General features: G+C 69.0%; 26 protein-coding genes and 1 pseudogene. 12 read left to right on the top strand and 15 right to left on the bottom strand.

Going from position 1 to position 24,778, the window contains the following annotated elements:
• The first annotated feature begins 58 nt into the window (after window positions 1-58).
• The 7 genes from ACWDSJ_RS11775 to ACWDSJ_RS11745 are packed head-to-tail and all read left to right on the top strand — an operon-like array spanning window position 59 to window position 5,767.
• Complete coding sequence (locus tag ACWDSJ_RS11775; RefSeq protein ID WP_450031352.1) at window positions 59-592, top strand: carboxymuconolactone decarboxylase family protein; 534 nt, start codon at window positions 59-61, stop codon at window positions 590-592.
• 4 nt (window positions 593-596) lie between these two features.
• A complete protein-coding gene (locus tag ACWDSJ_RS11770) occupies window positions 597-1,865 on the top strand; it encodes an aromatic ring-hydroxylating oxygenase subunit alpha (protein WP_450031350.1) in 1,269 nt (422 codons plus the stop codon).
• A complete protein-coding gene (locus ACWDSJ_RS11765; RefSeq protein WP_450031348.1) occupies window positions 1,849-2,202 on the top strand; it encodes a hypothetical protein in 354 nt (117 codons plus the stop codon). Before ACWDSJ_RS11770 ends, ACWDSJ_RS11765 begins: the two co-directional genes overlap by 17 nt.
• A gap of 2 nt (window positions 2,203-2,204) precedes the next feature.
• Window positions 2,205-3,422, top strand: a complete 1,218-nt coding sequence (locus ACWDSJ_RS11760) for an amidohydrolase family protein (protein WP_450031346.1) — start codon at window positions 2,205-2,207, stop codon at window positions 3,420-3,422.
• A complete protein-coding gene (locus tag ACWDSJ_RS11755) occupies window positions 3,409-3,825 on the top strand; it encodes a nuclear transport factor 2 family protein (protein WP_450031344.1) in 417 nt (138 codons plus the stop codon). The genes ACWDSJ_RS11760 and ACWDSJ_RS11755 overlap by 14 nt, the downstream gene beginning before the upstream one ends.
• Entirely contained in the window at window positions 3,822-4,937 is a 1,116-nt protein-coding gene (locus tag ACWDSJ_RS11750; protein WP_450031343.1) for an acyl-CoA dehydrogenase family protein, read from the top strand. Before ACWDSJ_RS11755 ends, ACWDSJ_RS11750 begins: the two co-directional genes overlap by 4 nt.
• Window positions 4,938-4,990: 53 nt before the next feature.
• On the top strand, window positions 4,991-5,767 hold the full coding sequence (locus ACWDSJ_RS11745) for an acyl-CoA dehydrogenase family protein (RefSeq protein WP_450031565.1): 777 nt from the start codon (window positions 4,991-4,993) through the stop codon (window positions 5,765-5,767).
• 2 nt (window positions 5,768-5,769) lie between these two features.
• On the opposite strand, the gene ACWDSJ_RS11740 is transcribed toward ACWDSJ_RS11745, so the two are convergent.
• Genes ACWDSJ_RS11740 through ACWDSJ_RS11725 form a run of 4 tightly spaced genes read right to left on the bottom strand, consistent with a single transcriptional unit; the run spans window position 5,770 to window position 9,259 of the window.
• The gene (locus ACWDSJ_RS11740; RefSeq protein ID WP_450031341.1) at window positions 5,770-6,276 is read right to left on the bottom strand and encodes a hypothetical protein; all 507 of its coding nucleotides are present in this window, start codon (window positions 6,274-6,276) and stop codon (window positions 5,770-5,772) included.
• Window positions 6,277-6,304: 28 nt separating this feature from the next.
• On the bottom strand, window positions 6,305-7,090 hold the full coding sequence (locus tag ACWDSJ_RS11735; protein ID WP_450031339.1) for an enoyl-CoA hydratase: 786 nt from the start codon (window positions 7,088-7,090) through the stop codon (window positions 6,305-6,307).
• A gap of 8 nt (window positions 7,091-7,098) precedes the next feature.
• On the bottom strand, window positions 7,099-8,277 hold the full coding sequence (locus ACWDSJ_RS11730; RefSeq protein WP_450031337.1) for an acyl-CoA dehydrogenase family protein: 1,179 nt from the start codon (window positions 8,275-8,277) through the stop codon (window positions 7,099-7,101).
• Window positions 8,261-9,259 carry an acyl-CoA dehydrogenase family protein gene (locus ACWDSJ_RS11725; RefSeq protein WP_450031335.1) on the bottom strand — a complete coding sequence of 333 codons (999 nt, stop codon included), beginning with the start codon at window positions 9,257-9,259 and terminating at the stop codon, window positions 8,261-8,263. Before ACWDSJ_RS11725 ends, ACWDSJ_RS11730 begins: the two co-directional genes overlap by 17 nt.
• A gap of 175 nt (window positions 9,260-9,434) precedes the next feature.
• Between ACWDSJ_RS11725 and ACWDSJ_RS11720 the strand changes: the two genes are divergently transcribed.
• Window positions 9,435-10,088 (top strand): TetR/AcrR family transcriptional regulator, encoded by a 654-nt coding sequence (locus ACWDSJ_RS11720; protein ID WP_387360457.1) that lies wholly within the window; start codon window positions 9,435-9,437, stop codon window positions 10,086-10,088.
• A 293-nt stretch (window positions 10,089-10,381) separates the two neighbouring features.
• Window positions 10,382-11,125, top strand: a complete 744-nt coding sequence (locus ACWDSJ_RS11715; RefSeq protein ID WP_450031333.1) for an acyl-CoA thioesterase — start codon at window positions 10,382-10,384, stop codon at window positions 11,123-11,125.
• Window positions 11,126-11,254: 129 nt separating this feature from the next.
• Here the strand turns inward: ACWDSJ_RS11715 and ACWDSJ_RS11710 are convergent, their stop codons facing one another.
• The 4 genes from ACWDSJ_RS11710 to ACWDSJ_RS11695 all read right to left on the bottom strand — a co-directional run bounded on the left by ACWDSJ_RS11710 (window position 11,255) and on the right by ACWDSJ_RS11695 (window position 13,968).
• Entirely contained in the window at window positions 11,255-12,037 is a 783-nt protein-coding gene (locus ACWDSJ_RS11710; protein ID WP_450031331.1) for a PIG-L deacetylase family protein, read from the bottom strand.
• Between the two features lie 13 nt (window positions 12,038-12,050).
• Window positions 12,051-12,707, bottom strand: a complete 657-nt coding sequence (locus tag ACWDSJ_RS11705; RefSeq protein ID WP_450031329.1) for a 2'-5' RNA ligase family protein — start codon at window positions 12,705-12,707, stop codon at window positions 12,051-12,053.
• Window positions 12,708-12,849: 142 nt separating this feature from the next.
• Window positions 12,850-13,188: a PCC domain-containing protein gene (locus ACWDSJ_RS11700; protein WP_450031327.1), complete on the bottom strand. Its 339-nt coding sequence runs from the start codon at window positions 13,186-13,188 to the stop codon at window positions 12,850-12,852.
• A gap of 3 nt (window positions 13,189-13,191) precedes the next feature.
• Window positions 13,192-13,968, bottom strand: coding sequence for a helix-turn-helix domain-containing protein (locus ACWDSJ_RS11695; RefSeq protein ID WP_450031325.1), 777 nt, complete (start codon window positions 13,966-13,968; stop codon window positions 13,192-13,194).
• Window positions 13,969-14,294: 326 nt separating this feature from the next.
• Between ACWDSJ_RS11695 and ACWDSJ_RS11690 the strand changes: the two are divergent.
• A pseudogene (locus ACWDSJ_RS11690) lies at window positions 14,295-15,175 on the top strand (helix-turn-helix domain-containing protein).
• A gap of 103 nt (window positions 15,176-15,278) precedes the next feature.
• Here the strand turns inward: ACWDSJ_RS11690 and ACWDSJ_RS11685 are convergent.
• Both ACWDSJ_RS11685 and ACWDSJ_RS11680 read right to left on the bottom strand, forming a co-directional pair.
• A complete protein-coding gene (locus tag ACWDSJ_RS11685) occupies window positions 15,279-16,424 on the bottom strand; it encodes a thiolase family protein (RefSeq protein WP_450031323.1) in 1,146 nt (381 codons plus the stop codon).
• On the bottom strand, window positions 16,417-17,847 hold the full coding sequence (locus tag ACWDSJ_RS11680; protein WP_450031321.1) for a class I adenylate-forming enzyme family protein: 1,431 nt from the start codon (window positions 17,845-17,847) through the stop codon (window positions 16,417-16,419). Before ACWDSJ_RS11680 ends, ACWDSJ_RS11685 begins: the two co-directional genes overlap by 8 nt.
• Before the next feature lie 53 nt (window positions 17,848-17,900).
• Between ACWDSJ_RS11680 and ACWDSJ_RS11675 the strand changes: the two genes are divergently transcribed.
• Window positions 17,901-18,665 (top strand): SDR family NAD(P)-dependent oxidoreductase, encoded by a 765-nt coding sequence (locus ACWDSJ_RS11675; protein ID WP_450031319.1) that lies wholly within the window; start codon window positions 17,901-17,903, stop codon window positions 18,663-18,665.
• A gap of 114 nt (window positions 18,666-18,779) precedes the next feature.
• Here ACWDSJ_RS11675 and ACWDSJ_RS11670 read toward each other — a convergent pair whose 3' ends face one another.
• From ACWDSJ_RS11670 to ACWDSJ_RS11655, 4 genes are read right to left on the bottom strand one after another with little or no spacing between them, the layout of a single operon-like run.
• Entirely contained in the window at window positions 18,780-19,544 is a 765-nt protein-coding gene (locus ACWDSJ_RS11670) for an enoyl-CoA hydratase/isomerase family protein (RefSeq protein ID WP_450031317.1), read from the bottom strand.
• 1 nt (window position 19,545) lies between these two features.
• Window positions 19,546-20,634, bottom strand: coding sequence for an acyl-CoA dehydrogenase family protein (locus ACWDSJ_RS11665; RefSeq protein WP_450031315.1), 1,089 nt, complete (start codon window positions 20,632-20,634; stop codon window positions 19,546-19,548).
• Window positions 20,621-21,526: an acyl-CoA dehydrogenase family protein gene (locus ACWDSJ_RS11660; protein WP_450031313.1), complete on the bottom strand. Its 906-nt coding sequence runs from the start codon at window positions 21,524-21,526 to the stop codon at window positions 20,621-20,623. Before ACWDSJ_RS11660 ends, ACWDSJ_RS11665 begins: the two co-directional genes overlap by 14 nt.
• Entirely contained in the window at window positions 21,504-22,916 is a 1,413-nt protein-coding gene (locus ACWDSJ_RS11655; protein WP_450031311.1) for a class I adenylate-forming enzyme family protein, read from the bottom strand. The genes ACWDSJ_RS11660 and ACWDSJ_RS11655 overlap by 23 nt, the downstream gene beginning before the upstream one ends.
• A gap of 75 nt (window positions 22,917-22,991) precedes the next feature.
• Between ACWDSJ_RS11655 and ACWDSJ_RS11650 the strand changes: the two genes are divergently transcribed.
• The gene (locus tag ACWDSJ_RS11650) at window positions 22,992-24,095 is read left to right on the top strand and encodes a 2Fe-2S iron-sulfur cluster-binding protein (protein WP_450031309.1); all 1,104 of its coding nucleotides are present in this window, start codon (window positions 22,992-22,994) and stop codon (window positions 24,093-24,095) included.
• On the opposite strand, the gene ACWDSJ_RS11645 is transcribed toward ACWDSJ_RS11650, so the two are convergent.
• Window positions 24,083-24,733, bottom strand: coding sequence for a TetR/AcrR family transcriptional regulator (locus tag ACWDSJ_RS11645; protein WP_387360421.1), 651 nt, complete (start codon window positions 24,731-24,733; stop codon window positions 24,083-24,085). The genes ACWDSJ_RS11650 and ACWDSJ_RS11645 overlap by 13 nt on opposite strands.
• Window positions 24,734-24,778 lie beyond the last annotated feature (45 nt).

Below are 24,778 nucleotides of genomic sequence, written 5' to 3'. Positions count from 1 at the left end.
GCCGCGTGGAAATCTAGTGAGCAGTTTTGGAGAATGTAATTCTCACAGAGGAGGTCCGATGCGGTTGCCACCGCTACCGGCGGACGAATGGGACGATCGCAGCCGCGCCGCGCTGCGGGCGCTGCTTCCCCGCGACCGGCGCAATCCGGAGGGCGCGGGTCCGGCGATGGCCACGCTGGTCCGGCATCCGGATCTCACCGAGGCGTTCCTGGGGTTCGGGGTGTACGTGCTGTTCCGGTCGAGCCTGCCGCCGCGGGTGCGCGAGCTCGTGGTGCTGCGCGTGGCCCATCGCACCCGGTGCGCCTACGAGTGGGACAGCCACGTCGAGATGGCCGCCGAATCGGGGATCTCCGCCGCGGACATCGAGACCGTGCGGCGCGGCGCCGCGGCCGACCCGTTCGACCACGCCGTGCTCACCGCGGTCGACGAACTGGCCGAGCACAGCACCCTCTCCGATACGACGTGGAGCGCGCTGGCCGCGCATCTCGACGAGCGGCAGCTGATGGACCTCGTCTTCACCGTCGGCGGCTACAGCGTACTGGCCATGGCGTTCAACACCTTCGGCGTACAGCCCGCCGGACACGAAAGGTAAATCGTTGCCACACTTCACCAAACCGGCCGCGGGGAGCTGGACCCGGAACTACCCCGAGCTGGGCACCGAACCGGTGGACTACACCGACTCCATCGACCCGGAGTTCTACGAGGCCGAGCGCGCGGCCGTCTTCCGCCGCAGCTGGCTCAATGTCGGCCGGGTGAACAAGCTTCCGCGCACGGGCAGCTACTTCACCAAGGAGCTGGCCTGCGTGGGCACCTCGCTGATCATCGTCAAGGACGGCGAGGGCGTGGTGCGCGCGTTCCACAACATCTGCCGCCACCGCGGCAACAAGCTGGTGTGGGACGACTACCCCAACGAGGAGACCTCGGGGGTGTGCCGCCAGTTCACCTGCAAGTACCACGCCTGGCGCTACGACCTGACCGGCAAGCTCACCTTCGTCCAGCAGGAGAAGGAGTTCTTCGACCTGGACAAGGACGCTTTCGGGCTCAAGCCGGTGCGCTGCGAGGTGTGGGAGGGGTTCGTCTTCGTCAATCTCGACCCCGACGCCAAACCGCTCACCGAGTACCTCGGCCCGATGGCCAAGGGGCTCGAGGGCTACCCGTTCGACCGGATGACCGAGGTGTTCAGCTACAAGGCCGAGATCGGCAGCAACTGGAAGCTGTTCATCGACGCGTTCGCCGAGTTCTACCACGCGCCCGTGCTGCACCAGAAGCAAGCGGTCAAGGACGAGGCGGCCAAACTCTACGACGTCGGATTCGAGGCGCTGCACTACGAGATCGCGGCCCCGCACTCGATGGTGTCCTCGTGGGGCGGCATGGCCCCGCCGAAGGATCCGAACATGGTCAAGCCGATCGAGCGCGCGCTGCGCAGCGGGTTGTTCGGGCCGTGGGACCGGCCCGACATCGAGGGCCTGGACCCGCTGCCGTCGGGCATCAACCCCGCGCGCCACCGGGCCTGGGGCGTGGACGAATTCGAGTTCTTCCCGAACTTCTCGCTGTTGTTCTGGGCGCCGGGCTGGTATCTCACCTACCACTACTGGCCGACCGCGGTGGACCGGCACATCTTCGAGGCGAGCCTGTACTTCGTCCCGGCCGCCAACGCCCGCCAGCGGCTCGCCCAGGAGCTCGCGGCGGTGACGTTCAAGGAGTACGCGCTCCAGGACGCGAACACCCTCGAGGCCACCCAGACGATGATCGCCACCCGCGAGATCACCGACTTCCCGCTCAACGACCAGGAGATCCTGCTCCGTCACCTGCACAAGACCGTGCAGCGCATCATCGAGGAGTACCGCGATGGCAGCACCCACTGATCAGCACACGGCCACCCCGCTCCCGGCCGAATTCGCCGATCTGGCACCGTTTTCCGACTGGATCCTGCCCACCGAGCCCGAGCGCTACGCCAAGCGCCTGGCCTCGACCATGGCCGAGATGCAGGACCTCTACGACACCGTGTTCCCGCGCCTGGACGCGGCGCTGGCCTATATCGAGCGCTTCGACTGGCACGATCTGCCCGACGAGGCGCGGGCGCTGTTCCACCTGTTGCAGTCGCTGGTGATGGTGTCGTTCCCGGTGGAGGTGTGGAAGCAGCCGCGGGTGCCGGATTCCGGTGCGGCGTATCTGGATCTGGTCGACGAGCCGGTGGTCTGATCATGACCACGGTGACCCTGCGGGCGGGCGGACTGCTCGACGTCGACGCGGGCGAGATCGTCCGGCCCGGCATCCTGCGCGTGGACGGCGAGCGGATCGCGGGCGTGGGCGGCGACACCGACGGGGAGGTGATCGATCTCGGCGACACCGTGCTGCTGCCGGGCCTGATGGATATGGAGGTCAACCTCCTCATGGGCGGACGCGGAGAGAGCGGGCTGGCCTCGAGCGTCACCGACGATCCGGCGCTGCGGATGCTGCGGGCAGTGGGCAACGCCCGCCGCACGCTGCGCGCCGGGTTCACCACCGTGCGCAATCTGGGCCTGTTCGTCAAGACCGGCGGCTATCTGCTGGATGTGGCCCTGCGCAAGGCGATCGACGCGGGCTGGATCGACGGCCCGCGGGTGGTGTGCGCGGGCCACGCCATCACCCCGACCGGCGGGCATCTGGATCCGACCATGTTCTCCGCCTTCGCCCCCGACGTGCTGAAGCTGACCCTCGAGGAGGGCATCGCCAACGGCGTGGACGAGGTGCGCAAGGCGGTGCGCTACCAGATCAAGCACGGCGCGCAGCTGATCAAGGTGTGCGTCTCCGGCGGCGTCATGTCGCTCACGGGATCCCCTGGCGCGCAACACTATTCGGACGACGAGCTGCGCGCCATCGTGGACGAGGCGCATCGGCGCGGGCTCAAGGTGGCCGCGCACACCCACGGCGCGGACGCGGTGCGGCACGCGGTGGACTGCGGGATCGACTGCATCGAACACGGTTTCCTCATGGACGACGACGCCATCGATCGACTCGTGCGGCACGGCACCTGGCTGGTCCCCACCACCCGGCTCGCCGACGCCATGGACGTGAGCAAGGCCGATCCGGCATTGCGGGCCAAGGCCGCCGAGATGTTCCCCAAAGCCCGCACCTCGGTGCTCGCGGCCTACAAGGCCGGGGTCAAGATCGCGGTCGGGACCGACGCGCCCGCGATTCCACACGGCCGCAACGCCGATGAGCTCGTCGCCCTGGTCGAGCGCGGCATCCCGGCCGCGGACGTGCTGCGCGCGGCCACGATCGCCGGGGCGGAGCTGATCGGCGTGGCCGACCGCGGGCGCCTCGCCGAGGGACAGCTGGCCGATGTCATCGCCGTACCGGGTGACCCGATCGCGGACATCACCGTCACCCGGGACGTGCGCTTCGTGATGAAAGGCGGGAAGGTGTATGTCCACCGTTGACGACCTGCTCGAGATCCAGCAACTGCTGGCCCGCTACGCGGTCGGCATGACCCGCGACGACATCGACGCCGTGGTCGCGGTGTTCACCCCCGACGGCAGCTACAGCGCGTTCGGCGACGTCTATCCGCTCGACCGGTTCCCGGAGCTGGTGGCCGCCGCGCCGAAGGGCCTGTTCCTCACGGGCACACCGGTTCTCGACATCGACGGCGACGCCGCCACCGGCACGCAGACGCTGTGCTTCGTCGAGCACAGCACCCACGACATGCGCATCGGGTACTACACCGACACCCTGGTCCGCACCGCCGAGGGCTGGCGGCTGCGCACCCGCGCGATGACCTTCATCCGCCGCAACGGCGACCACGACTCGGGCATCCCGCACGCCTTCGAGCGTTCGAAGGCATGACCGCACAACAGGTTTCGCCCGCCGCGCCGGTCGCCGAGTTCCGCGCGGCGCTGCGGGCGTGGCTCGACGACCACGACCTCACGCCCGGACCGGACCACAGCCTGGACGGGCAGGTCGCGCAGCTGGCCCGGGTGCGGCGCGCGCTGCACGAGGCCGGGTGGATGCGTTACGGGTGGCCTCCCGAGGTCGGCGGGCTGGGCGGTCCGGCGGTGCTGCGCGCGGTGCTCGGCGAGGAGGTCGCCGCCCGCGATCTCGCCGAGCCGGGGATCTACTCCATGGTCGAGGTGCTCGCGCCGACCATGATCTCCTACGCGCCGCCCGGGCTGGCGGCGGAGATGGTGCCGCGGCTGCTGTCCGGGAAAGAGCAATGGTGCCAAGGGTTTTCGGAGCCGGGTTCGGGCAGCGATCTGGCCTCGCTCACGACTCGCGCGACCCGCGACGGCGACCGCTGGATCGTCACCGGTCAGAAGGTGTGGACCAGTCTCGCCCAGTACGCGGCCCGCTGTGTGCTGCTCACCCGCACCGGGCCCGGGCACGACGGCATCACCGCCTTCTTCGTGGACATGGACTCCCCCGGTGTCACCGTGCGCCCGCTGCGCACCATGCACGGCGTCGACGAGTTCGCCGAGGTCTACCTCGACGAGGTGACCGTGCCCGCGGACCGGATGCTCGGGCGGCCCGGCGACGGCTGGCGGGTGGCGATGGATCTGCTGCCGCACGAACGCTCCACCTGCTTCTGGCATCGCATCACCTACCTGTTCACCCGCCTGGATCGTCTACTGGCGCAGACGGATTCGACCGACGACGCCGCCCTGGGCGCGGCCTACCTGGCGCTGCACACCGCCCGCTGCCGATCCCGCGAGACCCAGCAACGCCTGGCCGAGGGCGCCCGGCTGGGCCCGGAGACCTCGGTGGACAAGGTGCTGCTCGCCACCGCCGAACAGCGATTGTTCGACACCGCGCGCGAATCGCTGCCCGGCGCCGTCGAATTCGGCGAGGAGCCGTGGCGCACCGAATACCTGTACTCCCGCGCGGCCACCATCTACGGCGGCACCGCCGAGATCCAGCGCAACATCATCGCCCGGCACGTGCTCGGCCTGGGAAAGGAGTGAGCGTGCTCGACGCGGAGGACCTGCGGCTGCTCACCGACTCACTGCGCGGGACCATGACCACCGCGCGCGGGGCCGACCTCGCCACCGCCCTCGCCGATCTCGGCTGGGCCGAGCTGCTCACCGACCACGCCGACATCGCGATACCACTGGTGTTCCGGCTCCTGGGCCAGACCGGAGCCCACGCCCCACTGCTGGCCGACGTCATCGCGGCCGAGTCCGGAAACCCTTTGGGCGACAGCGTGATTCTGCCCTACGCCGGGGGCCGCTGGGTGTGCTGGGAACGCACCGGGGGGCCGGGTGAAACCCTGGACGAGGAACTGCCGCTGCGCCTGGTCACCACCACCGATCTGCCCATGACCGCCGGACGCCCGCTCCCCCCGGCCCCCGATCCCCCCTCGGCCGCCGGTCGCCGGGCTCTGGGGTGGTGGCTGCTCGGCACCGGGGAGGCCATGCTCGGGCTCGCGCGGCGACATGCCTTGGAGCGCAGCCAGTTCGGGCGTCCCATCGCTTCCTTCCAGGCGATCCGGCACCGGCTGGCCGAGACGCGGGTCGCCCTCGACGGGGCGGAGGCCGCGTTGCGGATCTCCGACGACGATCTCGGCGCGCTGCTGGGCAAGGCCGCCGCGGGCACCGCCGCGCTCACCGCCGCCCGGCACTGCCAGCAGGTCCTCGGCGGCATCGGGTTCACCGCCGAACACGATCTGCACCGGTTCGTGCGCCGCGCGCTGGTGCTGGACGGATTGCTCGGCAGCGCAACCGAACTCACGCGCGAGGCCGGGGCGCGCATCCGAGCTCTCGGACACGCGCCCCGGCTGGCGCAGCTGGGCTGAGCTCAGCAGGCGGGTGAGGCGCCGCCCTGCAACGACAGCAGCGCGCAGAACGTCGCCGCCGCCACCTTCCACGCCGAGCCCTCCTTGACGGCCTGGCCGGTCTGGTCGGGCAGCACCGGATTGCCGCCCATGAGCAGGGTGTAGGTGACGTTGGCGTGCGTGGCGTCCACGAGCTTGACCGCCGAGACCGTGGCCGTGGTGCCCTGGGCCTGCGGGTTGGCCGCCGCGCCCTGCAACACCGCCGCGAAGTCCTGGCCCTTCTCCACCGACGCGACGCGCTGATCCACCGGCGTCGAGGCGTTGAAGAAGGTCACGAAGGCGTCGGTGATCGCCTTCGTGGTCGCGGCGTCGGCCTGGCCCGCCGCGCTGGTGGCGGCGGCCGAGGTGGTGGTCGACGAACTCGCCGTGGCGCTGTTGTCCTTGTCGTCGGAGCAGCCGGACAGGGTCGCGGTCACGAGGGCCGCCGCGCCGAGCGCGGCGACGACGGTGCGAGGGAACGAGATTCGCATGGAGATCCTCATCTTCGAGAAACGATCATCACTGGATATTCGACTTCATGTCCTCCAACTGCGTGAGGATCGGGAATCCGTTGACGCTCAACGCGTTTCCGTGCCCGGTCTGATGAATGTCGAATACCGATTGGATCGCCGCGTAGAAACCTTGGACGTCCAGCGTCTGATTGACCGCCCGCTTGGCCTGGCGCAGCCCGAACGCGGGTTTGGCCGCGATCCGCGCCGCCAGCTCGCGCGTGCGCTCGTCGAGTTCGGCGCGCGGCACCACCTGATTCACCATGCCGGTCTGTTCCGCCTCCCGGGCAGTGACCGGACGACCGGTGAACAGGATCTCCTTCGCCTTGCGCGCCCCCAATTCCCAAGTGTGCCCGTGATATTCGACCCCGCCGATACCCATCAGCACCACCGGATCGGAGAACAGCGCGTCCTCGGACGCGACGATGAGATCGCACGGCCAGCACAGCAGCAGCGCCCCCGCGATGCAGCGGCCCTGCACCGCCGCGATGGACGGTTTGGGCACATTCCGCCAGCGCAGCGAATACTCCAGGTAGCGGCGGGATTCGATCTCGACGATGCGGTCGAGGGTGATCTTGCCCGGGTCGGGCCAGGAGCGGTCCTTGAGATCGTGCCCGGCCGAGAAGTGCTTGCCCTCCGCGCGCAGCACGATCACCGCGACCTCGGGATCGTTCGCCGCGCTGGTCCAGGCGGCGTCGAGTTCGTCGAGCAGTTCGCCGTTCTGGGCGTTGGCGGCCTCGGGACGGTTCAGGCTGATGGTCGCGATCTTGTCGGCGACCTCGTAGCGGATGTACACGATGGACCTCAGCTCCGGGGAAGGCCGAGCACCCGCTCGGCGATGATGTTGCGTTGGATCTCCGACGTGCCGCCCGCGATGGTGCCCGCGAAACTGCGCGCGTAGCGCTCGAACCAGCTGCCGACGGAGTTGTCGTGGTTGAGCGGATGCAGCGGCCCGGTGAACGCCGGATCGATCAGCCCGTCCGCGCCCGCCGCGTCGAGCGCGTGTTCGGCCGCGGTCTGCACCGCCTCCGAACCGAGCAGCTTCAGCACCGACAGCGCGGCCACATCCTGCTCGCCGCGCGCCGCACGGGCCAGGGCCGCCGAACCGAGCAGGCGCAGGGCGGTGTTGTCCATGACCAGGGTGGCGTAGTGGTCGCGGTCGAACACCGTGCGCGGCTCGAAATCGTCGATGAGACACCGCATTCGGTCGGCGAAGCTCAGCCACAGCATCGTGCGTTCGTGGCCGAGCGAACCGTTGGCCACCTTCCAGCCCTCGTTGAGCGGGCCCACCAGATTCTCGGCGGGGACGCGGACGTTCTCGAAGAACACCTCGTTGAAGTCGACGTCGCGGGTGCCGCAGATCGAGGGGAACGGGCGCCGCGTCAAACCCGGTGTGTCCGTGGGGATCAGCAGCACGCTGATGCCCTTGTGCTTCGGCGCCTCCGGATCGGTGCGCACGAAGGTGAGCAGCACGTCGGCGTGATGCGCGCCGGAGGTCCACACCTTCTGCCCGTTCACCACGAAGTCGTCGCCGTCGCGCGTCGCGCGGGTGCGCAGCCCGGCCAGATCCGACCCCGCGCCCGGCTCGCTCATGCCCAGCGAGGCGGTGATCTCAGCGCGCAAAATCCGTACGGCCCAGTTCTTCTTCTGCTCGGCGGTGCCGAACGACAGCAGCGACGCGGCGACGATGCCCAGCCCCTGCGGATTGAAGCTGTGGTAGATCCGCCGCCGCGACAGCTCCTCGAGATGCACGTACTGCTGGAGGATGCTCGCGTCGCGCCCGCCGAACTCCGGCGGATTGCCCGGCAGCAGCCAGCCGTGCTCGAACTGGGTGCGCTGCCAGTCCCGCGCCCAGCCCGGCACCTCCGAACTGGAGACGGGCCGTTCGGCGAGCGCGCTGGCCTCGTCGGGCATGTGCTCGGTGAGGAATTCGACGAATTCGGCGCGGAAGCGCTCGACCTCGGCGTCAAAAGTCAGTCGCACGGTACTCCTCGGCGATCAGGGCTCGGTGTTCGGCCGCGCCGCCGAGCAGCAGCTCGCCGGATTTGGCTCGCTTGAGCGCGAATTGGAGGTCGTTCTCCCACGTGTAGGCCATCGCGCCGAACAGCTGCATGCCGTGCCGGAACACCAGCGACTGGCATTCGCCCGCACCGGCTTTCGCCATCGACGCCGCCACCCGCCGGCGCGGATCGTCCGCGGCGATGGTCAGCGCCGCGAAATACGCCAGGGCGCGGGCGCGTTCGATCGCGACGTGCATATCGGCGGCCTTGTGCTTGACCGCCTGGAACGAGCCGATCGGCACCCCGAACTGTTCGCGGGTGCGCACATGCTCGAGCACCAGCTCCAGCACCCGCGCGCACGCCCCGACCATGGTGAGCGCCATCCCCGTGAGCGCGATGTGGCGGGCCCGCTCGGGGTCGGCGTCCACCCGGTCCTCGTTGCGCACCCGCACGCCGTGGAAGCCGACCTCGGCCAGGTGCAGCACCGGGTCGAAGACCTCCTCGCGGCGCACGATCGCGTCGGCGGAATGCACCACGAACACCCCCGCGACGGTGGTGACCGCGAACCAGTCGGCGCGGTCGCCGTCGAGGACGTGGCGGGCGGTGCCGGTGAGAATCCAGCCGGTGCCGTCGTGATGGGCGGTCACGCCGTCCGTCACGGCCGCGCCCGGCGCGCCGGTGATCCCCGATCTCGTTGCCAGCGGGGCGAATTGACTCATGGTCGCCAGGAACGGGGTGGGATCGGTGGCCCGGCCGAGCTCCTCGAGCACGATGGCCAGCTCCACCATGTCGGCCGGATCGGTCAGATCGGTCCAGCCCTGCTCGACGTAGGTGCGCCACAGCTCGTCGGTCGGCGCGCCCGCGTCGACCACCTGCCGGATCAACCGCGCCGGAGCGTGTCTGGCGACCACGTCGCGGACGGTCTTCTGCCACAACCGTTGGTCGGAGTCGAACTCCAAAAGCATTCCGGCACGCCTCCTCGCAAGCTCCGCTTGGCAACGGTTCGAGAATAGCATTCTCACTTTTGGAAAGTAACCCTCCCGCCTCGTCCGCGACCGGGCCGTCCGACCACCGCGAACACCCCGTTCTCCGGTACAGTGCATGCATGTTCTCCCCATTTCCCAGGGAACCGAGACGCCCGTGACCAGTCCGAGCGAGGAGCCCGCCTGGAAGCAACGCGCCGTCGAACGCTCGCTGCGCGCGGCGAAGGTCCGCGCGGAGGAACGCGTCCAGCGCTTCCTCGACGCCGCCCAGGCCATCATCACCGAGAAGGGCACCACCGATTTCACGGTGCAGGAGGTCGTCGACCGCTCCCGGCAGTCGCTGCGCAGCTTCTACCTGCAATTCGACGGTAAGCACGAACTGCTGCTGGCCCTGTTCGAGGACGCCCTGAGCCGCACGGCCGAACAGCTGCGCGCGGCCACCGACGGTCAACACGACCCGCTGGACAAGTTGCAGGTGGCCGTCGAGCTGCTGTTCGAACTGTGCCGCCCCGACCCGTCCGCGCAGCGCCCGCTGTTCACCGATTTCGCACCGCAACTGCTGCTCTCGCACCCCAGTCAGGTGAAGGTCGCCCACGCACCCCTGCTCGCGCTGTTCACCGAGCTGATGGAGGAGGCCGCCGCGGCCGGGCAGCTGCCCTCGGACGCGAACGCCCGCCGGCTCGCGGCAATGGTCATGCAGACGGTCATGTTCACCGCGCAGTCCTCCGGGTCGATCGACGAGGAGACCCAGCACCCGATCACGGCGGCCGAGGTCTGGAACTTCTGCGCGCACGGGTTCACGCGGGCTTGAGAATATAGTTCTCTTTCGGGAGAGGGTTATTTACACTCGGTTTCATGCCCGAGTTGTGGACCGACCTTCTCGCTTGCCTCGATCTGTCCGTGTTGTCGGCGGGGTCGTCGTCCCCCTCGGCGTTGTCACCGTCATCGTCCCCCTCGTCCCCCTCGGTCCCGTCGTCTCCCGCGGGCCCATCGTCTCCCTCGTCTCCCGCGGCCCCGTCGTCTCCCGCGGCCCCCTCGTCTCCCGCGGCCCCCTCGTCCCCCTCGGCCCCCTCGTCCCCCTCGGCCCCGTGGTCCGGCGACGGGGTGGACGAGTACGAGGGGCGCAATCAGGCGTTGGCCTATCACCGCGTGTTCGGCGGCCAGCTGCTGGCGCAGTTCGTTCGGGCAGCCGCGCTGAGTTTCCCGGACAAGTCGGTGAAATCGCTACACGTCCTGTTTCCCCGCGAGGGCCGCACCGACGAGCCGGTCCGATACCGCCTGCGGCGCACCCATTCCGGCCGTTCCTTCGCCACCGCCACGGTCACCGCCGAACAGTCCAAGGGCGTCATCGCCACCGCCTCGATCTCCCTGCACGCCCCCGAGGACGGCCCCGACCTCCAGCACGTCGCCCCCGTCCCCGACCTGCCGTCCGCGGAGTACAAACGCGACATCGACCTCCTCCCCTGGGAGGTCCGCTCCCTGGTCGACCTCGACGACCCCGCCAGCGCCCCACCGGAATTCGAACTCTGGATGCGCACCCCCGAGGCGGACCCGTCCCTCTCCCCCGCCCTCGCCGCCTACGCCACCGACCTCACCCTCATCGGCACCGCCCTCCGCCCCGTCGAGGGCGTCGACCACCGAGGCAACGGCACCACCTTCCTCTCCGCGGTAACCTCCCACACCCTCTGGTTCCACCGCCCCTTCACCACCACCACCTGGCTCCTCCTCCGCCAACACTCCCCCACCCTCGCCCACGCCCGCACCTACGGCCGAGGCGACATCCTCACCGCCACAGGCACTCTCGTAGCCTCCTACGCCCAAGAGGCCATGGTCCGCCTCCCCCACTAACCCACGCCCCCAAAGGCACGGCCCCCCAAGGAAAGCACGAACCCCAGCCGCACCCTTTATTCGAATCCGCACCCGTTGCAGGGCTATATAAGGGGTGCGGATCCGAATAAAGGGTGCGGCTGGGTTGGTTCAGCTGGGGGTTGTGAAGAGGTCGGGTAGTGGGGTCGGGGTGGGGTGGGCGTTTTCCTCGGTGAGCCATTCCCAGCGGAAGAGGCGGTTCTGGAGGGGTCTGGGGAGGCGGAGGAGGGTGCGGCCGATCTTGCCGAAACTGCTGTCGCCGGTGAGGACGGAGTGGTGGCGGGTGAGGGCCTGGAGGCGTTGGGGGACATAGGGTTCGACGTCGATGCGGTGGGTGATCTCAGCGCGAGGGAGAAGCCAGTTGTCGATGGCGGTGGTGTCGCGACCGAGCCAGCGGAACGGGGTGGCGTAGCGGCGGAGTAGTTCGCGCGGAAAGGTGGCGTCCAGGACTCTGGGTACGTCGGCCAATCGCGCCGCGCGAGTACCCACCTCGTGGACGCGGATGTGGTCGCGATGGCCGTACCCGCCGTTGCGGTCGTAGCTGAGCAGGATCTCGGGGCGTTCCTCGCGCAGGATCACGGCGAGTCGTTCGGCGGCCTCCTCGATCTCCGCCCGCACGAAGCGGATTCGCCCCGGGGGATCCGGATACAACTCCGCGCCGTGCCCGCTGTCGGCATACCCGAGATGCGCCACCCGGGCAACGCCGAGCACCTCCGCACTGCCCTCCAGCTCCCGCAGCCGCGGCGCGACCTCGCCTTCGAACGGATCCACATGCCCATCGGTCGCCACCACGATCACCGTCCGATGCCCCTCGTCGGCCAGTTTCGCCAGCAGGCCACCGGTCAGGAGGATCTCGTCGTCCGGGTGCGCATGGAACGCAACAACTGTCGCCACGACGCCAGTATCGTCATTCGCCTCCCGGCTCACCACCCTCGCGATGCCCGGCCAACGGCACCCGCACCACCTCACGCCATTCGTACCGGCGAGCGTCGCGATTCAGCTCGATCAAGGAGATAGCCGTAACCGCCTCGGTCGCGGTCACCTCCTCCAATCCCGCGGCGGCGATCTTCTCCGTCATGGCCGAAATCGACGCCGCACCAGTGGAATACGCCAGCGACAGGTGCGGACTGAACGACACACCCCGTTCCGGCACACCCTCCTCACCCCACACCTCCCCGATCGCCGCCCGCAACTCGGCACGCACCCCTTCCAGCGCACCCGGATCACGCACCGGCATACCGACCGTCTCCTCGTCCACCTTCGGCGGACCAACCTCGATCCCGAAGGCGGCCGATCGCGCCAGTCGCCGCCCGGCGACCCCGATGATCGCGTCCAGATCCTCGTCGGACACCTCGTCACTGAACCCGACGCCCTGAATGGTGATGTGCAATCCCTCGCGGGCCACGGGCGTCATCGTCGGCATCTCCCGCAGCACGGGAGCGAACTGCCCCACCAACCTTCCCACCGGGGAGTCGTCCCCGAAGGTGACATGCCAGGTGTAGAACGACCTCCCCATTCGCCAGCCCGGACGCCACCACCAGTGATCCCATGTCACATCAGCCATGGGGTCCACTGTCCATCAATCACTCGCCCCGAGCGCGGCCAAGCCTCCGAACTCGCCGATCTGCACGAAATCGGCTGTAGCGACGGGCAGGCGGCTATTCCAACCACGCATTCAGCGGGCCGACACCTTCGAACCGCCTCTCTCAAGAAACGTCGGTAGGGATCACATACGCCCGAGCGAACCAGGTCTCGATATTCGCCTTGTGCACATGCCCCGCGACGGCCCGGTCTCCCTGGACGGCCATGGTCGCGTGGATATGCACCGAGCCGCCCACGATTTCACCCGACCCGTGCATCTCGGCAGGCATGGCGTACTCGCTGACCACGTCCGAGGTCGCGTCATTCATGGGCATCGTCGAGACAGTGAACGAGTCGACTCCACCGATCAGACTGACGATCGCCGCGTTCTTGATGCCCTGAGCGACGGCTTGCTCCTCGATCTGGCTGAGCAGTTCACCGTTCTTGATCTCCAGCACGTACACGCACTACTCCTGTCCGAGGTAGGGGCTGAGCTTCGCGAGCATCGTAGCCGCGCACCACCGTGCGCCCGCGTCGTTCGGATTCATCGCCTCAGCCGAAAGCCGTTGCGCCACAAGTTCAGCGGAAGGAATCAGCTCTGGGGCCTGGACATAGCCGTGCGCTTGTGTGTGGCTGATGCCGCACAGCCGAGCCACGACGGCCGTTTCGTACCGGCTCCGCACGGCGGAATCGTGCTCGATCACGCGAACAACCTGCCGCGCGGCGCCCTGCCCCGGCAGCTTGGCCAGGATGCCGACCGCGTTCACGCGCACTATGTCAGAGGGTTCGTCCGTCGACCAGGCAAGGAGCCTGCGCACCGTGGAACCGTCCAACCGCGTCGCCAACACCTGATCGACCGCATGCGAGGTCTGCACGACCGCAAGGGGTTCCGGATCCCCACCCGCCAAACTCGCGTGCAAGTCGTTGAGGACAGCGACGTTCGCCGCTGCCGCCACGGAGGCTGTCAAGAAGCTGCGTCGGTTCACATCTCCATCATCGCCGACGCCGATACCGAGCACATTCTCATAGGCAGCCAGCACGGCGGACGTCACCGGCCGTTGACCTCGCTCGATCAAGCTGAGGTACTGCCTGGTGAAGTGGCTTCGATCCGCGAACTTCCGTGGCCCGAGTCCCGCCGCCTCGCGCAGCCGTCTGAGTTCGTCACCGCTGATCATTAATCCCCTGAATTTGTTGACCAATGTTGACCGTTCACGCATTCCGTTATCGAGCGAGACTACATCCAAGCATCCCTCTTCTGCGGGGTGTCCACAACACACTCGTCCAATCGGTCAGGAGTCCAAACATGCACAGAGCGGGCATGAATCCGAGTCAGCGTCCCGGGGGACGTGGTGAATAGCGGCCTCCCACAACGTCTGCCAGGAGCGACTTGGTACGGGCAAAAGTACCGGATCGAACGGCCGCCGATCGCATTACTCGAACGCGTCGTTCGGGCACTCGCGGTCGACAACGACACGGATAGCGCTCGCACGCGTATCCTGTCGTCCTCGATTCCGTCGAAAGTCATTGTTCCTGATGCGAAATTCTACGATCCGAAAGCGAGGGGAATAAAATGGGTGTAGCAGGCTCGACAGTCCCACGACGGGTGCTGGGTCGGCAATTGCAAGCATTGCGGAAAAAGGCGGGAATCAGCCAACTCTCCGCCGCGAAAGTGCTCGGGGTTTCGGCGCAGACGGTCGGCCGTTTCGAAGACGGGCTGTCCGGGCACACGAGTGACCTGTACATGAACGCGTTGTGTGATCGCTACGGTGTCTCCGACGAGATACGCCGCACCATTCTTTCGCTGGCACAGGATGTTCGGGCGACCAAGAAGAAGGGCGGTGGCTGGTGGCGAGCCCACTTGGACCGCCCTCGCGACGGCATCGATCCGTATTCGTGGTTGCACGATTCGGTCACGTGCCTGACCGCTTGGAGTGTCATCCTGCTGCCACGCCTGATCCAGACACCGGATTATCTGCGCGCGGTCGCGTGGACCGAATCGCCGCACGCGCCCACCGATGAGATCGAGGCTCGTATCGAGGCACAGCTGGAACAGCAACAGCGCCTTCACGATCCCGGTTCACCGCCGAGGTCATGCTGTCGGAGGCGGCGCTGCGTGAAGAATGGGGTGGGCCCTCGGTGATGGCCGAACAACGCCGCTACCTGGTCGAGATCGGGCAACGCTCGAACATCTCGATCCGCGTGGTCCCCCACAACGCCCGCAGTCATCTCGGGGCGTTGGTCGGCCCGTTCTCGTTGCTGGAGTTTCCCCTCCTGCCCAACTCGAAATGGGTCGAACCCCCGCTGGTCTACATCGAGGAGTATGCGGGCAATCTGTACCTCGAACGCTCCGAGGAGGTTGCTCGCTACCAGGCCGCCCGCACCGAACTCCGCCGGGTCGCGCTGAGCGAAAGCGATTCCGCCGCAAGAATTCTGGCGATCTCCGACGAATAGAAGATCCGACCTGCACCGCCAAAGATTGCGGTACTCGAAGCCAGGCGACTTACCCGTGGGCCGCCTGGCTTTCCCGAACCACACCTCGAGAGCGGGCCGAGCGCTACGCGGCAGCGACCTCCAGGACCGTCGCCGACCCCATCCCCCCGCCCGCACACATGGCCACGATCCCGAATCCCCCACCGCGACGGCGCAATTCGTGGACCATCGTGACCAACATACGCGCCCCACTGGCGGCAACCGGATGCCCCAGCGAACACCCGCTGCCGCTGAAGTTGACGCGGTCCGGGTCCAGGTCGAGCGCGCGGATGGTGGCGATGGGCACCGAGGCGAACGCTTCATTGATCTCGAAGAGTTTCACCTCCGACAGGGCGATTCCCGCCCGGTTGGCGGCGATTCGGATGGCGTCGATGGGAGCCAGCCCGGTGGCCGCGGGATCGACACCGACCGACGACCAGGCGCGGATGGTGGCCAGCGCGGGCAGCCCGAGGGCATCGCTGGCGACGACCAGGGCGGCGGCGCCGTCATTGGCCCCGCTGGCATTCCCGGCCGTGATGGAAAACCCCTCGATCTCCGGATGCAAAGGCTTCAACGCGGCGAGCTTCTCGATACTGGTGTCCCGGCGCGGATGCTCGTCGGTGTCGAACACCCCGTGCGGCGTCTCGATCGGGACGATCTCCTCCTTGAACCGCCCCTCATCGATCGCCGCGATGGCGTTACGGTGCGACCGCAACGCCCACTCGTCCATCTCCGCACGCGAAATCCCCGCGCGCACAGCGGTATTCCATCCGACCGTGATCGACATGTCCAGGCAGGGGGCGTCCGGGCGGTCGGGGTGGCTCGGCGAGACCCACGGATCGATCCACTCGTCCTCGCCCACCTTGAAGCGGGCGCGGGGGGCGGTGGAATCGGAGTTCACGCCGCCCGCGATCACGAGCCGGTCCATGCCCGCACGGATGGTCGCCGCGGCCGACTGCACCGCGGACATGCCCGCCGCGCAGTGCCGATTCTGCGCCAGGCCGGGCACATTCGTGAGTCCGGCGGTGACGGCGGCGTGCCGGGCGAGGACGCCGCCGCCGTAGCGGCCCTCGCCGAGGATCACGTCGTCGACGCGCTCGCCCGCGAGGGGTTCGGCCGCCGCGCTCACCACGTGCCGGGCGAGTTCGAAGGCGTCGGTGTCGCGCAGCGTGCCCTTGCGGGCGGTTCCGATCGGGGTGCGCAGGGCGGATACGATGACGGCGTCAGGCATTGGTGGCCTCCATTTCGGCGACGAGGTTGCGGCGCAACAGCTTTCCGGTGTCCGTGCGGGGCAGCTCGGCCCGGAAGACGATGGCGTCGGGGGTCTTGGACGAGCGCAGCCGGTCCTTGATCCAGGCGCGGATGGCGTCGGGATCGCCGCTGCCGACCACCACCGCGACCAGCCGCTGCCCCCACTCCGGATCGGGCACGCCGATGACGGCGGCCTCCTCGACGCCCGGGTATTCCAGCAGCACGTCCTCGATCTCGGCGGGCGCGATGTTCTCGCCGCCGCGGATGATCGTGTCGTCCGCCCGGCCCTCGATGAACAGATACCCGTCGGCGTCGAGGCGGCCGAGATCCCTTGTGGGAAACCAGCCTTCGGCGTCGAGCACGCTGCGATCGCCGTACTCGCCGGAGATCTGCTCGCCGCGCACGAACACCAGCCCCGGATCCCCGTCCGGCACCGGCCGCCCGGCCTCGTCGCGAACGCTGATCTCGATCCCCGGCAGCGGACGACCGACCGAGCCGAGCCGGTCCCGCACGGCCGGATCCGGGGAAGCGGCCGCGGTACGGTGATCGTCCGGGCCGAGTACGGCGATGGACGAGGCGGTTTCGGTCAGACCGTAGGCGTTGACGAAGCCGGTGCCCGGAAACACGCGCAAAGCCCGTTCCAGAACCGGACGCGGGGTGCGCGCGCCGCCGTAGGCCAGACTCACCAGACTCGGCGTCCCCGCGTCCTCGCCCTCGACCGCGGCGACGATGCGGGCCAGCATGGTCGGCACGAGCATGGCGTGCGTGATCCGCTCGCGGCGCACGGTCTCGAGCCAGCGGCCCGCGTCGAAGGCGGGCAGGTAGACCACCCGACGCCCCGAGTACAGATTCGACAGCAGGTTGGTCAGGCCCGCGATGTGGTACGGCGGCACCGACACCAGCATGGATTCGCCCGCGCCCGAACCGAATTCGACGGTGTTCAGCAGATAGGCCATGAGGTGCCGGTGGCGCAGCAGCGCGGCCTTGGGCGCGGAGGTGGTGCCGCTGGTGTAGATGATCGCGGCCACGGCATCCCCATCGGCGGGGAACTCGGCCGCCGCCGGGGCCAGCCCGCCCAGCCCGTCGACGAACGAGTCCAGCTCGTCGCCGCCGATAACCAGCGCCCCGGGATGCCGCTCGCGCAGCGCCGCCAACTGCTCGGCCCCGAGCCGGTAGTTGAGCGGGACGAAGGGCACGCCCGCCAGTGCCGCGCCGAACAGCGCGACCGGATAGGCCAGATGGCTGGTGCCCAGGTAGAGCACCGCCGGATGCCCCTCGAACCGGGTCGCGGCCCGGCGCGCGAGGTCGAGGAGGCCGCCCGCGGGCAGCGACCGGTCGCCGAAGGTGACCACGGGGCGATCACTCGCCGCGGCGGCCATGTCTAGGATCATGCCGATGTTCATGAGAACATTATTCTCTCAATGAGAGAGCGTGAGTTACAAGAGAGGAACGCCACATGCAGATCGAAGGATGCTCCGCTCTGGTGGTGGGCGGCACCGGCGGACTGGGTGAGGCCACGGTGCGCCGCCTGCACGCCGCGGGCGCCAAGGTCGTCGTCGCCGACGTCGCGGACGAGAAGGGCAGGCAGCTCGAGAGCGAACTCGGCGTCCGCTACGTCCACACCGACGCCACCGACGAGCGGTCCGTGCGGGCGGCCGTGGAGGAGGCGAACGCGCTTGCACCACTCCGGATCTCGGTCGACACCCACGGCGGCCCGGCCACCGGCGGCCGGCTCGTCGGCCGCGACGGCTCCCCGCTGGATCTGGCCGGTTTCCGCACCACCGTGGAGTTCTATCTGACCGCGGTGTTCAATGTCATGCGCCTGACCGCCGCGGCCATGGCCAAGAACGAGCCCCTCGACGAAGGCCGGCGCGGCGTCATCGTGAGCACCGCCTCGATCGCCGCCTACGAGGGCCAGATCGGCCAACTCCCCTACGCGGCCGCCAAAGGCGGTGTCGTCGGCATGACCCTGGTCGCGGCCCGTGACCTGTCCCCCTTGGGAATTCGCGTGGTCACCATCGCCCCGGGCCTGGTCAACACCCCCGCCTACGGCAAGGCCGCGGATCAACTGGAGGCCCATTGGGGTGCGCAGGTGCCCTTCCCCAAGCGCATGGGGCGTTCGGAGGAGTACGCGAAGTTGGCGGTGTCGATCGTGGAGAACGATTATTTGAATGGGGAGGTCATTCGGCTGGATGGGGCATTGCGGTTCGGGCCCAAGTGAAGTGGGGTCCTCGGCTTCGGCCGCCCTGGGGGCGTCCGAAGCCGAGGAACATGGGGGGGGTGAGGCGGGGGTCGAAATGCGAGGAACAAGGGGGCGTCGAAGGGAAGGCGGGACTCACCCCCGCTTGGTGAGCCGCTCGATGGTCGCCAGGAAATCCGGGTGCTGGAACGACACATCCTCGGCGGTGGTGGCGTAGTCCAAGGTGGCCAGTACGGCGCGCTCGAGGTGCAGGTTCAGCAAGCGCTTGGTGCTCTCCACGGCCTGGCGGGGGAGTTCGAGGATGCGTTTGGCGGCGGCCAGAGCTTCCGAAAGTGGGTCGGGGACAATGTGATTCGCCAGGCCCATTTCGCGGGCTCGGGAGGCGGGGATCTTGGCGCCGGTGAGGGCGTATTCCTTGGCCAGTAGGAGGCTGGTGTGCAGGGGCCAGGTGAGGGGGCCGCCGTCGGCGGCGACCAGGCCGACCTGCACGTGGGGGTCCTTGAGGTAGGCGGTGTCGGACATGTAGACGAGGTCGCTCAAGGCGACGAGGCTGCATCCGAGGCCGACGGCGGGGCCGTTGACGGCCGCGATTACGGGGACTCGGCAGCGGGTCATACCGAGGACGATGTCGCGGCCGTGTGCGATGGTCTTGGCGCGTAGGCGCGAATCCCGGCTCAGCTCGGCCAGATACGCGAAGTCGCCGCCCGCGGAGAACGCCTTGCCCGCGCCGGTCAGCACCGCGACGCGGGCGTCGGGGTCCTCGCTCAGGCGCGGCCACAGGTGGGCCAGAGCGGTGTGCAGGGCGTCGTCGACGGCATTGAGGGCGTCGGGGCGGTTCAGCGTGATGACGCGCAAAGGCCCGTCGGCGCGGACGTCGAGGACGGGGGGCAGGTCGTACATGTCAGACTCCTAGTCCGAGGATGCGCGCGGCGATGATGTTCTTCTGGATCTGTGAGGTCCCGCCCATCACGCTCTGCGCGCGGCTGTAGAGATAGGTGGCGAACAGCTCGGTGTCGTCGGGCCCGCCGACCGCCAGCGCGGCATGGCCGACGGACTGGTCCACCCAGGTCATGAGCAGTTTGTCCAGCGATCCGTCCGGCCCGTGGGTGACGCCGTCGAGCTGTTCGGACAGCCGCCGCCGCACATGCAGCCGCAGCATCTCGGTCTGCACCGCGGCCCACGCCAGCTCCGTCGGCGGCGGCCCGTCGACGCGAGCGGCCAACTGCCGCACCAGCTTTCCGTACCGCGCGGCGTACCCGAGGGTGGACGGCTCCCGCTCGTGCCCCACCACCGTCATGGCCAGCTTCCACCCGTCCCCCGGCGCGCCGACCATGTTCTCCGCCGGGACGGTCGCCTCGTCGAACAGCACCTGCCCGAACTCCCGCGTCACCCCGTTGATCATCTTCAGCGGCCGCTGCTCCACCCCGGGCTGACGCATGTCGATGACGAACGCCGAAATCCCCTTGTGCCGAGGCACATTCGGATCCGTCCGCGCCAACAGCAGACACCAGTCGGCCACATCGGAGTAACTGGTCCAGATCTTGTGCCCGCGCACCACGTACCGGTCCTCGTCGCGCGTCGCGGTCGTGCGCAGCGACGCCAGATCCGACCCCGCCTCCGGCTCGCTGAACCCCTGACACCACCGCTGCGTCCCGTCGATCATGCCGGGCAGGAACCGCCGCTGGAGCTCCGCGCTGCCGTGCCGTCCCAGTCCGTGCACAAGGTAGCCAAGGCTGGGCCGCGGCGGCGCGCCCGCGAGGGCCAGCTCCTCGTCCAGGATCACGTCGTAGACGGGCGGTAGCTCGTGCCCGCCGAACTCCTTCGGCCACGACAGCCCGAAGAATCCGGCCGCGTACAACGCCCGATGCCATTCGCCCTGCCGCGCCCAGTACTCGTCTCCCGCGGTGGGGAATTCGCCCGCCGTCTCGGTCAGCCAGCCGCGCAGCCGGGCGCGGAACGCGGCCTCCTCCGGTGCGTCACGAAAGTCCAAGGTCGATCTCCTCCAGGCGGACGGGGAACATGTCGATGGATGTCAGGGCCCGGCGCAGATACACGTGCGCCAGGCAGTCCCAGGTGTTGCCGATGCCGCCGTGCACCTGGATCGCGGCCTCGCACACCGAGACCGCGGCTCGCGCGGTGTACACCTTCGCCACTCGCGCGGCGCGTTCGGCCTCGGCGGGGGTCAGCTCGTCCACCGCCCACGACGCGTAGCGCAGCACGCTGATCGCCCCCTCGATCACGGCCTGGTTGTCGGCGAGCACATGCGCCACGGCCTGATACGAGCCGATCGAATTGCCGTACTGCTGACGCACTTTCGCGTACTCGACCGCGAGTCGCTGTGCGCCCCTGGCCGTTCCGAGCAGATCGGCCGTGGTCACCACCAGAGCCATTGCGTACCAGCGTTTCTCGTCGTCGGCGGACAGCTCCCCCACCGGTTCGAGCCGTCCGTCGATGGTCGCGCTGCGGCGGGTCAGGTCCGCGCCCAGCACGAGTGTCCCGGTCCGCGCGGCCAGCACCGATCCGTCGGCCACCGCCAGCGCGAGCTCACTGCCCAGCGCGTCGATGGCCCGATCCTCCACGGCCACAGTGCGATTCGCCTCGGCGAGCCCGGAGCGCTCGCGCAGGTCGTCGGCGAGCGCGGGACCGAGGAAGGCCACGTCGACCAGTCCCCGGCCGAACTCCTCCGCCACGATCGCGACCTCCACCCCGGACGCGCCGTCGGAACGCAGCGATCGCCAGCCCGCGGTCTCGACCGCCTTGCCCAGCCGCGCGCGGCGCACCTCGTCGTCGAGATCGGCGACCGAACCGGGCCCGAGCTCGTCGGCCAACCGGGCCGCGGCCTCGCGCAATTGGCGTTGTTCACTGCTCAGACGGACATCCATGGCGCTCCTTGAGAACTCGACGCAGCGCCTTACCCGAGGGCAGGCGCGGGATTTCGGGAACGAACACCACCCGGCGCGGCCGCTTGTAGGTGGCGAGGCGGGCGCCGACCAGGTCGATCAGCTCCTCGGCGGCAACCGGCTCGGCGGCGGCCACCGCGGCGACGATGGCCTCCCCGTCCGCGGCGTCGGGCACCCCGAACACCGCGCAGTCGGCCACCGCCGGATGCCCGTGCAGCACCGCCTCGATCTCGGCGGGCGCGACCTGGAAGCCGCGCACCTTGATCATCTCCTTGGCCCGGTCGGTGAGGCGGATCCAGCCCTCGTCGTCGACGTAGCCGACGTCGCCGGTGCGGTACCAGCCGTCGGCGAAGGCGTCGGCGGTCGCCTCGGCGGGGAGGTATCCGGCCATCAAAGAGTCGGCGCGGCATTGGATTTCGCCGATATCGCCCGTCTCCAGAGGGTGGCCGTCGTCGAGGGAGACCACCCGGATCGACACCCCGGGCGCGGCCTTGCCGACGGTGTCCAGCCGGGCGCCCTCGATCGGGTTGCACGCGATCACCGGCAGTTCGCTCGCGCCGTAGGCGGGCAGCCAGCCCACGCCGGTGCGGCGGGTCACCGTCTCGGCCACCGCGACCGTCACCGGCGTGGCGCCCCACATGATGTAGCGCAGCGAACTCAGGTCGTAGGACTCGAGTTTCGGGTGCGCGGCGATGGCCAGTGCGATGGGCGCGACGGCCATCTCCACGGTGATCCGGTCGTGCTGGACGCAGTCGAGCACGGTGTCCAGATCGAAGCGCCGGTGCAGCCGGATCCACGTGCCCGCCGCGAGCGCGGTGACGATGTTCAGCAGGCCGAGAATGTGCGAGGGCGGGGTCGCGATCTGCATGCGATCGGTGGCGGTGAGGCCGAGCACCTTCTGCCACTGCCCGACCGCGACCTTCAGCGAGGCGTGGGTGTGCCGGACCGCCTTGGGCATACCGGTGGTGCCGGAGCTGAACACCAGCACCGCGTCGGAATCCGGTGCGGGGGCGTGGAAGTCGCGGCGCACGGGAGTGATCGGCTCGTCGAGATGCCGCATCGGGATCAGCCCGGCCAGGACGGGCGAATCCCCGATGCCGCGGGTCGGCCCGGCCACCGCGAGCGCGTGGGCGACCTCGTCGTGCTTCCACGCCGGACTGATCAGCACCGCCGCGGCGTTCAGTCGCCACAGCGCCAGCACGGCGACGACGAACTCCGGCCGATTCGACGACATCACCGCCACCCGCTCGCCCGCGCGCACCCCGGCCGCGGCCAGTTCCACCGCCAGGCCCGCGGCCAGATCCTCGAGTTCGGCACGGCTGTAGTCACGTCCCTCGAAGGCGAGGGCCGCCGGTTCGGGGCCAGAGGTCATTTGAGAAGACTCCATCTCGTGTTGGAGAATCATATTCTCGCATCGTTAGAATGTTAATACCAGGAGGTGAGGTCGATGGCGAGATCCCCGGCGTTCCGACGCGCCACAGTGACCCGAATCGTCAAGGAGAGCATCGACGCGCGGACGTTCGTCCTCGCGCCGCACGAGGGACCGATCTCCTACCGGGCCGGGCAGTTCTGCACGTTCAAGGTCGAGGTCGACGGCATGACGCTGTATCGGTCCTATTCGATGTCGAGCGCGCCGGGCGTGGACGAGGAGTTCACGACCACGGTCAAACGGGTGCCAGGCGGCAAGGTGTCGAACTGGATGCACGACCACCTCACCGAGGGCGACGTGATCGAACTGGCCCAGGCCGCCGGGCGGTTCTGCCTGCGCGACACCGACGTTCCGCTGCTCGGCTACAGCGGTGGCAGCGGCATCACGCCCATCATGTCCCTGACCAAGGCGGCCCTGGCCACCACCGATCGCCGCGTCCGCCTGCTGTGCGCGGACCGCGACGCCGACTCCATGATCTTCGAGGCGGCCCTCACCGACCTGGCCGAGCGCTACCCCGGCCGCCTCGAGGTGACCCGCCACCTCGACAGCACGTCCGGTTTCCTCGACGCCGCCGCCATCCGCGAATTCGTCGGCCCCGACACCCACGCCGACCACTACATCTGCGGCCCGGAGCCATTCATGGAGATGGTCGAACTGGCCCTCCCGGGCCCGGGCGCGGTCTTCAGCGAACGCTTCGGCGCTCCCCCACCCCGCCTCGCCGACACCCCGGCCCCGGTGTCCGCCTCGGCCTCGACCCCTGCCGCAGCATTCCCGGGCTCGGTCGAGAATGCCTCGGCCGCAACAGGTTCCGGCTCGACCCAGGGGACCCAAACATCGGGCTCGGCCGCCGGGACCATCACGATTCTGTTGAATCGGAAGAAGAAGACCGTGCCGCGTAAGGAGGGTGAGACGGTGCTCGAGAGTGCGCGGCGGGCGGGGTTGGCGCCGCCGTTCTCGTGTGAGGCGGGGAACTGCGCGACGTGTATGGCCAAGGTGACGGCGGGGCATGCGACGTTGCGGCACAACGAGGCGCTGACCGATGACGAGTTGGCGGAGGGGTATGTGTTGACGTGTCAGGCGGTTCCGGATACCGAGTCGATCACCGTCGATTACGAGGGCTGACCCGAGGCGGCGGCGCGCAGGCAGAAGGCGGTGAGGCGGTCGACGTCGGCGGCCGTCGGCCGGGTGTGCCGCCACAGGTAGTCCGACAGGGTGCCGACCAGCGCGTGCGCGGCGACGGCGGCGTCGAACTCCGGATCGGCGCTGCCCAGCCGCGCGAACGGCGTGTGCAGCAGCGCCGCGAGCGGGGCGCTCGCCGCCGACGCGCCGAAGGCCAGGCCCGAGCGCAGGCTGCCCGCGTTCCACAGCACCGCGCGCGTGGTGTCGGCGATCGCCGGATCCGCTTCGGACAGAATGCCTTCCACCCATCGGCGGACCTTCGCCCGCGGTGAGCTCTCCCGGTCCATGCGCTCGCCCACGGTCGCACACAGCCGCGTCGCCCCGTCCTCGAGCAGCGCCACCACCAGCGCGTCCTTGGACGGGAAGTGGCGATAGAACGCGTCGTTGGACAGCCCCGCCGCCGCGACGATATCGGTGACCCGCGGGCGCGAGCCGGTGCCGTGCCGCCGCATGACCGTCAGCGCCGCGTCCAGCAGGCGGCGCACCTCGTCCTCGTAGCCCGCCCGGCGTTTGGCCAAGGTGCGCTGCGCTATTCGGCCCGCCAGGTCGGGGGCCGAGGTGAGTTCAACGTTCTCTGACATAAGAATCTTCTTCTCCAAAGCTTCCGCGAGTGTGGTAAGAATAGC

Source organism: Nocardia sp. NPDC003482, from assembly GCF_053588115.1.
Note: the sequence above shows the minus strand (reverse complement) of the source record. Positions and strands in the feature narration are given on the sequence as shown.

What these genes read in the sequence shown, in the direction of transcription:
- ACWDSJ_RS11725 (WP_450031335.1), bottom strand. Translation starts at nt 9,259, where the DNA reads ATGCTTTTGGAGTTCGACTCCGACCAACGGTTGTGGCAGAAGACCGTC.
- ACWDSJ_RS11750 (WP_450031343.1), top strand. Translation starts at nt 3,822, where the DNA reads ATGACCGCACAACAGGTTTCGCCCGCCGCGCCGGTCGCCGAGTTCCGC.
- ACWDSJ_RS11650 (WP_450031309.1), top strand. Translation starts at nt 22,992, where the DNA reads ATGGCGAGATCCCCGGCGTTCCGACGCGCCACAGTGACCCGAATCGTC.
- ACWDSJ_RS11645 (WP_387360421.1), bottom strand. Translation starts at nt 24,733, where the DNA reads ATGTCAGAGAACGTTGAACTCACCTCGGCCCCCGACCTGGCGGGCCGA.
- ACWDSJ_RS11765 (WP_450031348.1), top strand. Translation starts at nt 1,849, where the DNA reads ATGGCAGCACCCACTGATCAGCACACGGCCACCCCGCTCCCGGCCGAA.
- ACWDSJ_RS11760 (WP_450031346.1), top strand. Translation starts at nt 2,205, where the DNA reads ATGACCACGGTGACCCTGCGGGCGGGCGGACTGCTCGACGTCGACGCG.
- ACWDSJ_RS11675 (WP_450031319.1), top strand. Translation starts at nt 17,901, where the DNA reads ATGCAGATCGAAGGATGCTCCGCTCTGGTGGTGGGCGGCACCGGCGGA.
- ACWDSJ_RS11705 (WP_450031329.1), bottom strand. Translation starts at nt 12,707, where the DNA reads ATGGCTGATGTGACATGGGATCACTGGTGGTGGCGTCCGGGCTGGCGA.
- ACWDSJ_RS11655 (WP_450031311.1), bottom strand. Translation starts at nt 22,916, where the DNA reads ATGACCTCTGGCCCCGAACCGGCGGCCCTCGCCTTCGAGGGACGTGAC.
- ACWDSJ_RS11680 (WP_450031321.1), bottom strand. Translation starts at nt 17,847, where the DNA reads ATGAACATCGGCATGATCCTAGACATGGCCGCCGCGGCGAGTGATCGC.
- ACWDSJ_RS11670 (WP_450031317.1), bottom strand. Translation starts at nt 19,544, where the DNA reads ATGTACGACCTGCCCCCCGTCCTCGACGTCCGCGCCGACGGGCCTTTG.
- ACWDSJ_RS11685 (WP_450031323.1), bottom strand. Translation starts at nt 16,424, where the DNA reads ATGCCTGACGCCGTCATCGTATCCGCCCTGCGCACCCCGATCGGAACC.
- ACWDSJ_RS11740 (WP_450031341.1), bottom strand. Translation starts at nt 6,276, where the DNA reads ATGCGAATCTCGTTCCCTCGCACCGTCGTCGCCGCGCTCGGCGCGGCG.
- ACWDSJ_RS11745 (WP_450031565.1), top strand. Translation starts at nt 4,991, where the DNA reads ATGACCACCGCGCGCGGGGCCGACCTCGCCACCGCCCTCGCCGATCTC.
- ACWDSJ_RS11755 (WP_450031344.1), top strand. Translation starts at nt 3,409, where the DNA reads ATGTCCACCGTTGACGACCTGCTCGAGATCCAGCAACTGCTGGCCCGC.
- ACWDSJ_RS11775 (WP_450031352.1), top strand. Translation starts at nt 59, where the DNA reads ATGCGGTTGCCACCGCTACCGGCGGACGAATGGGACGATCGCAGCCGC.
- ACWDSJ_RS11660 (WP_450031313.1), bottom strand. Translation starts at nt 21,526, where the DNA reads ATGGATGTCCGTCTGAGCAGTGAACAACGCCAATTGCGCGAGGCCGCG.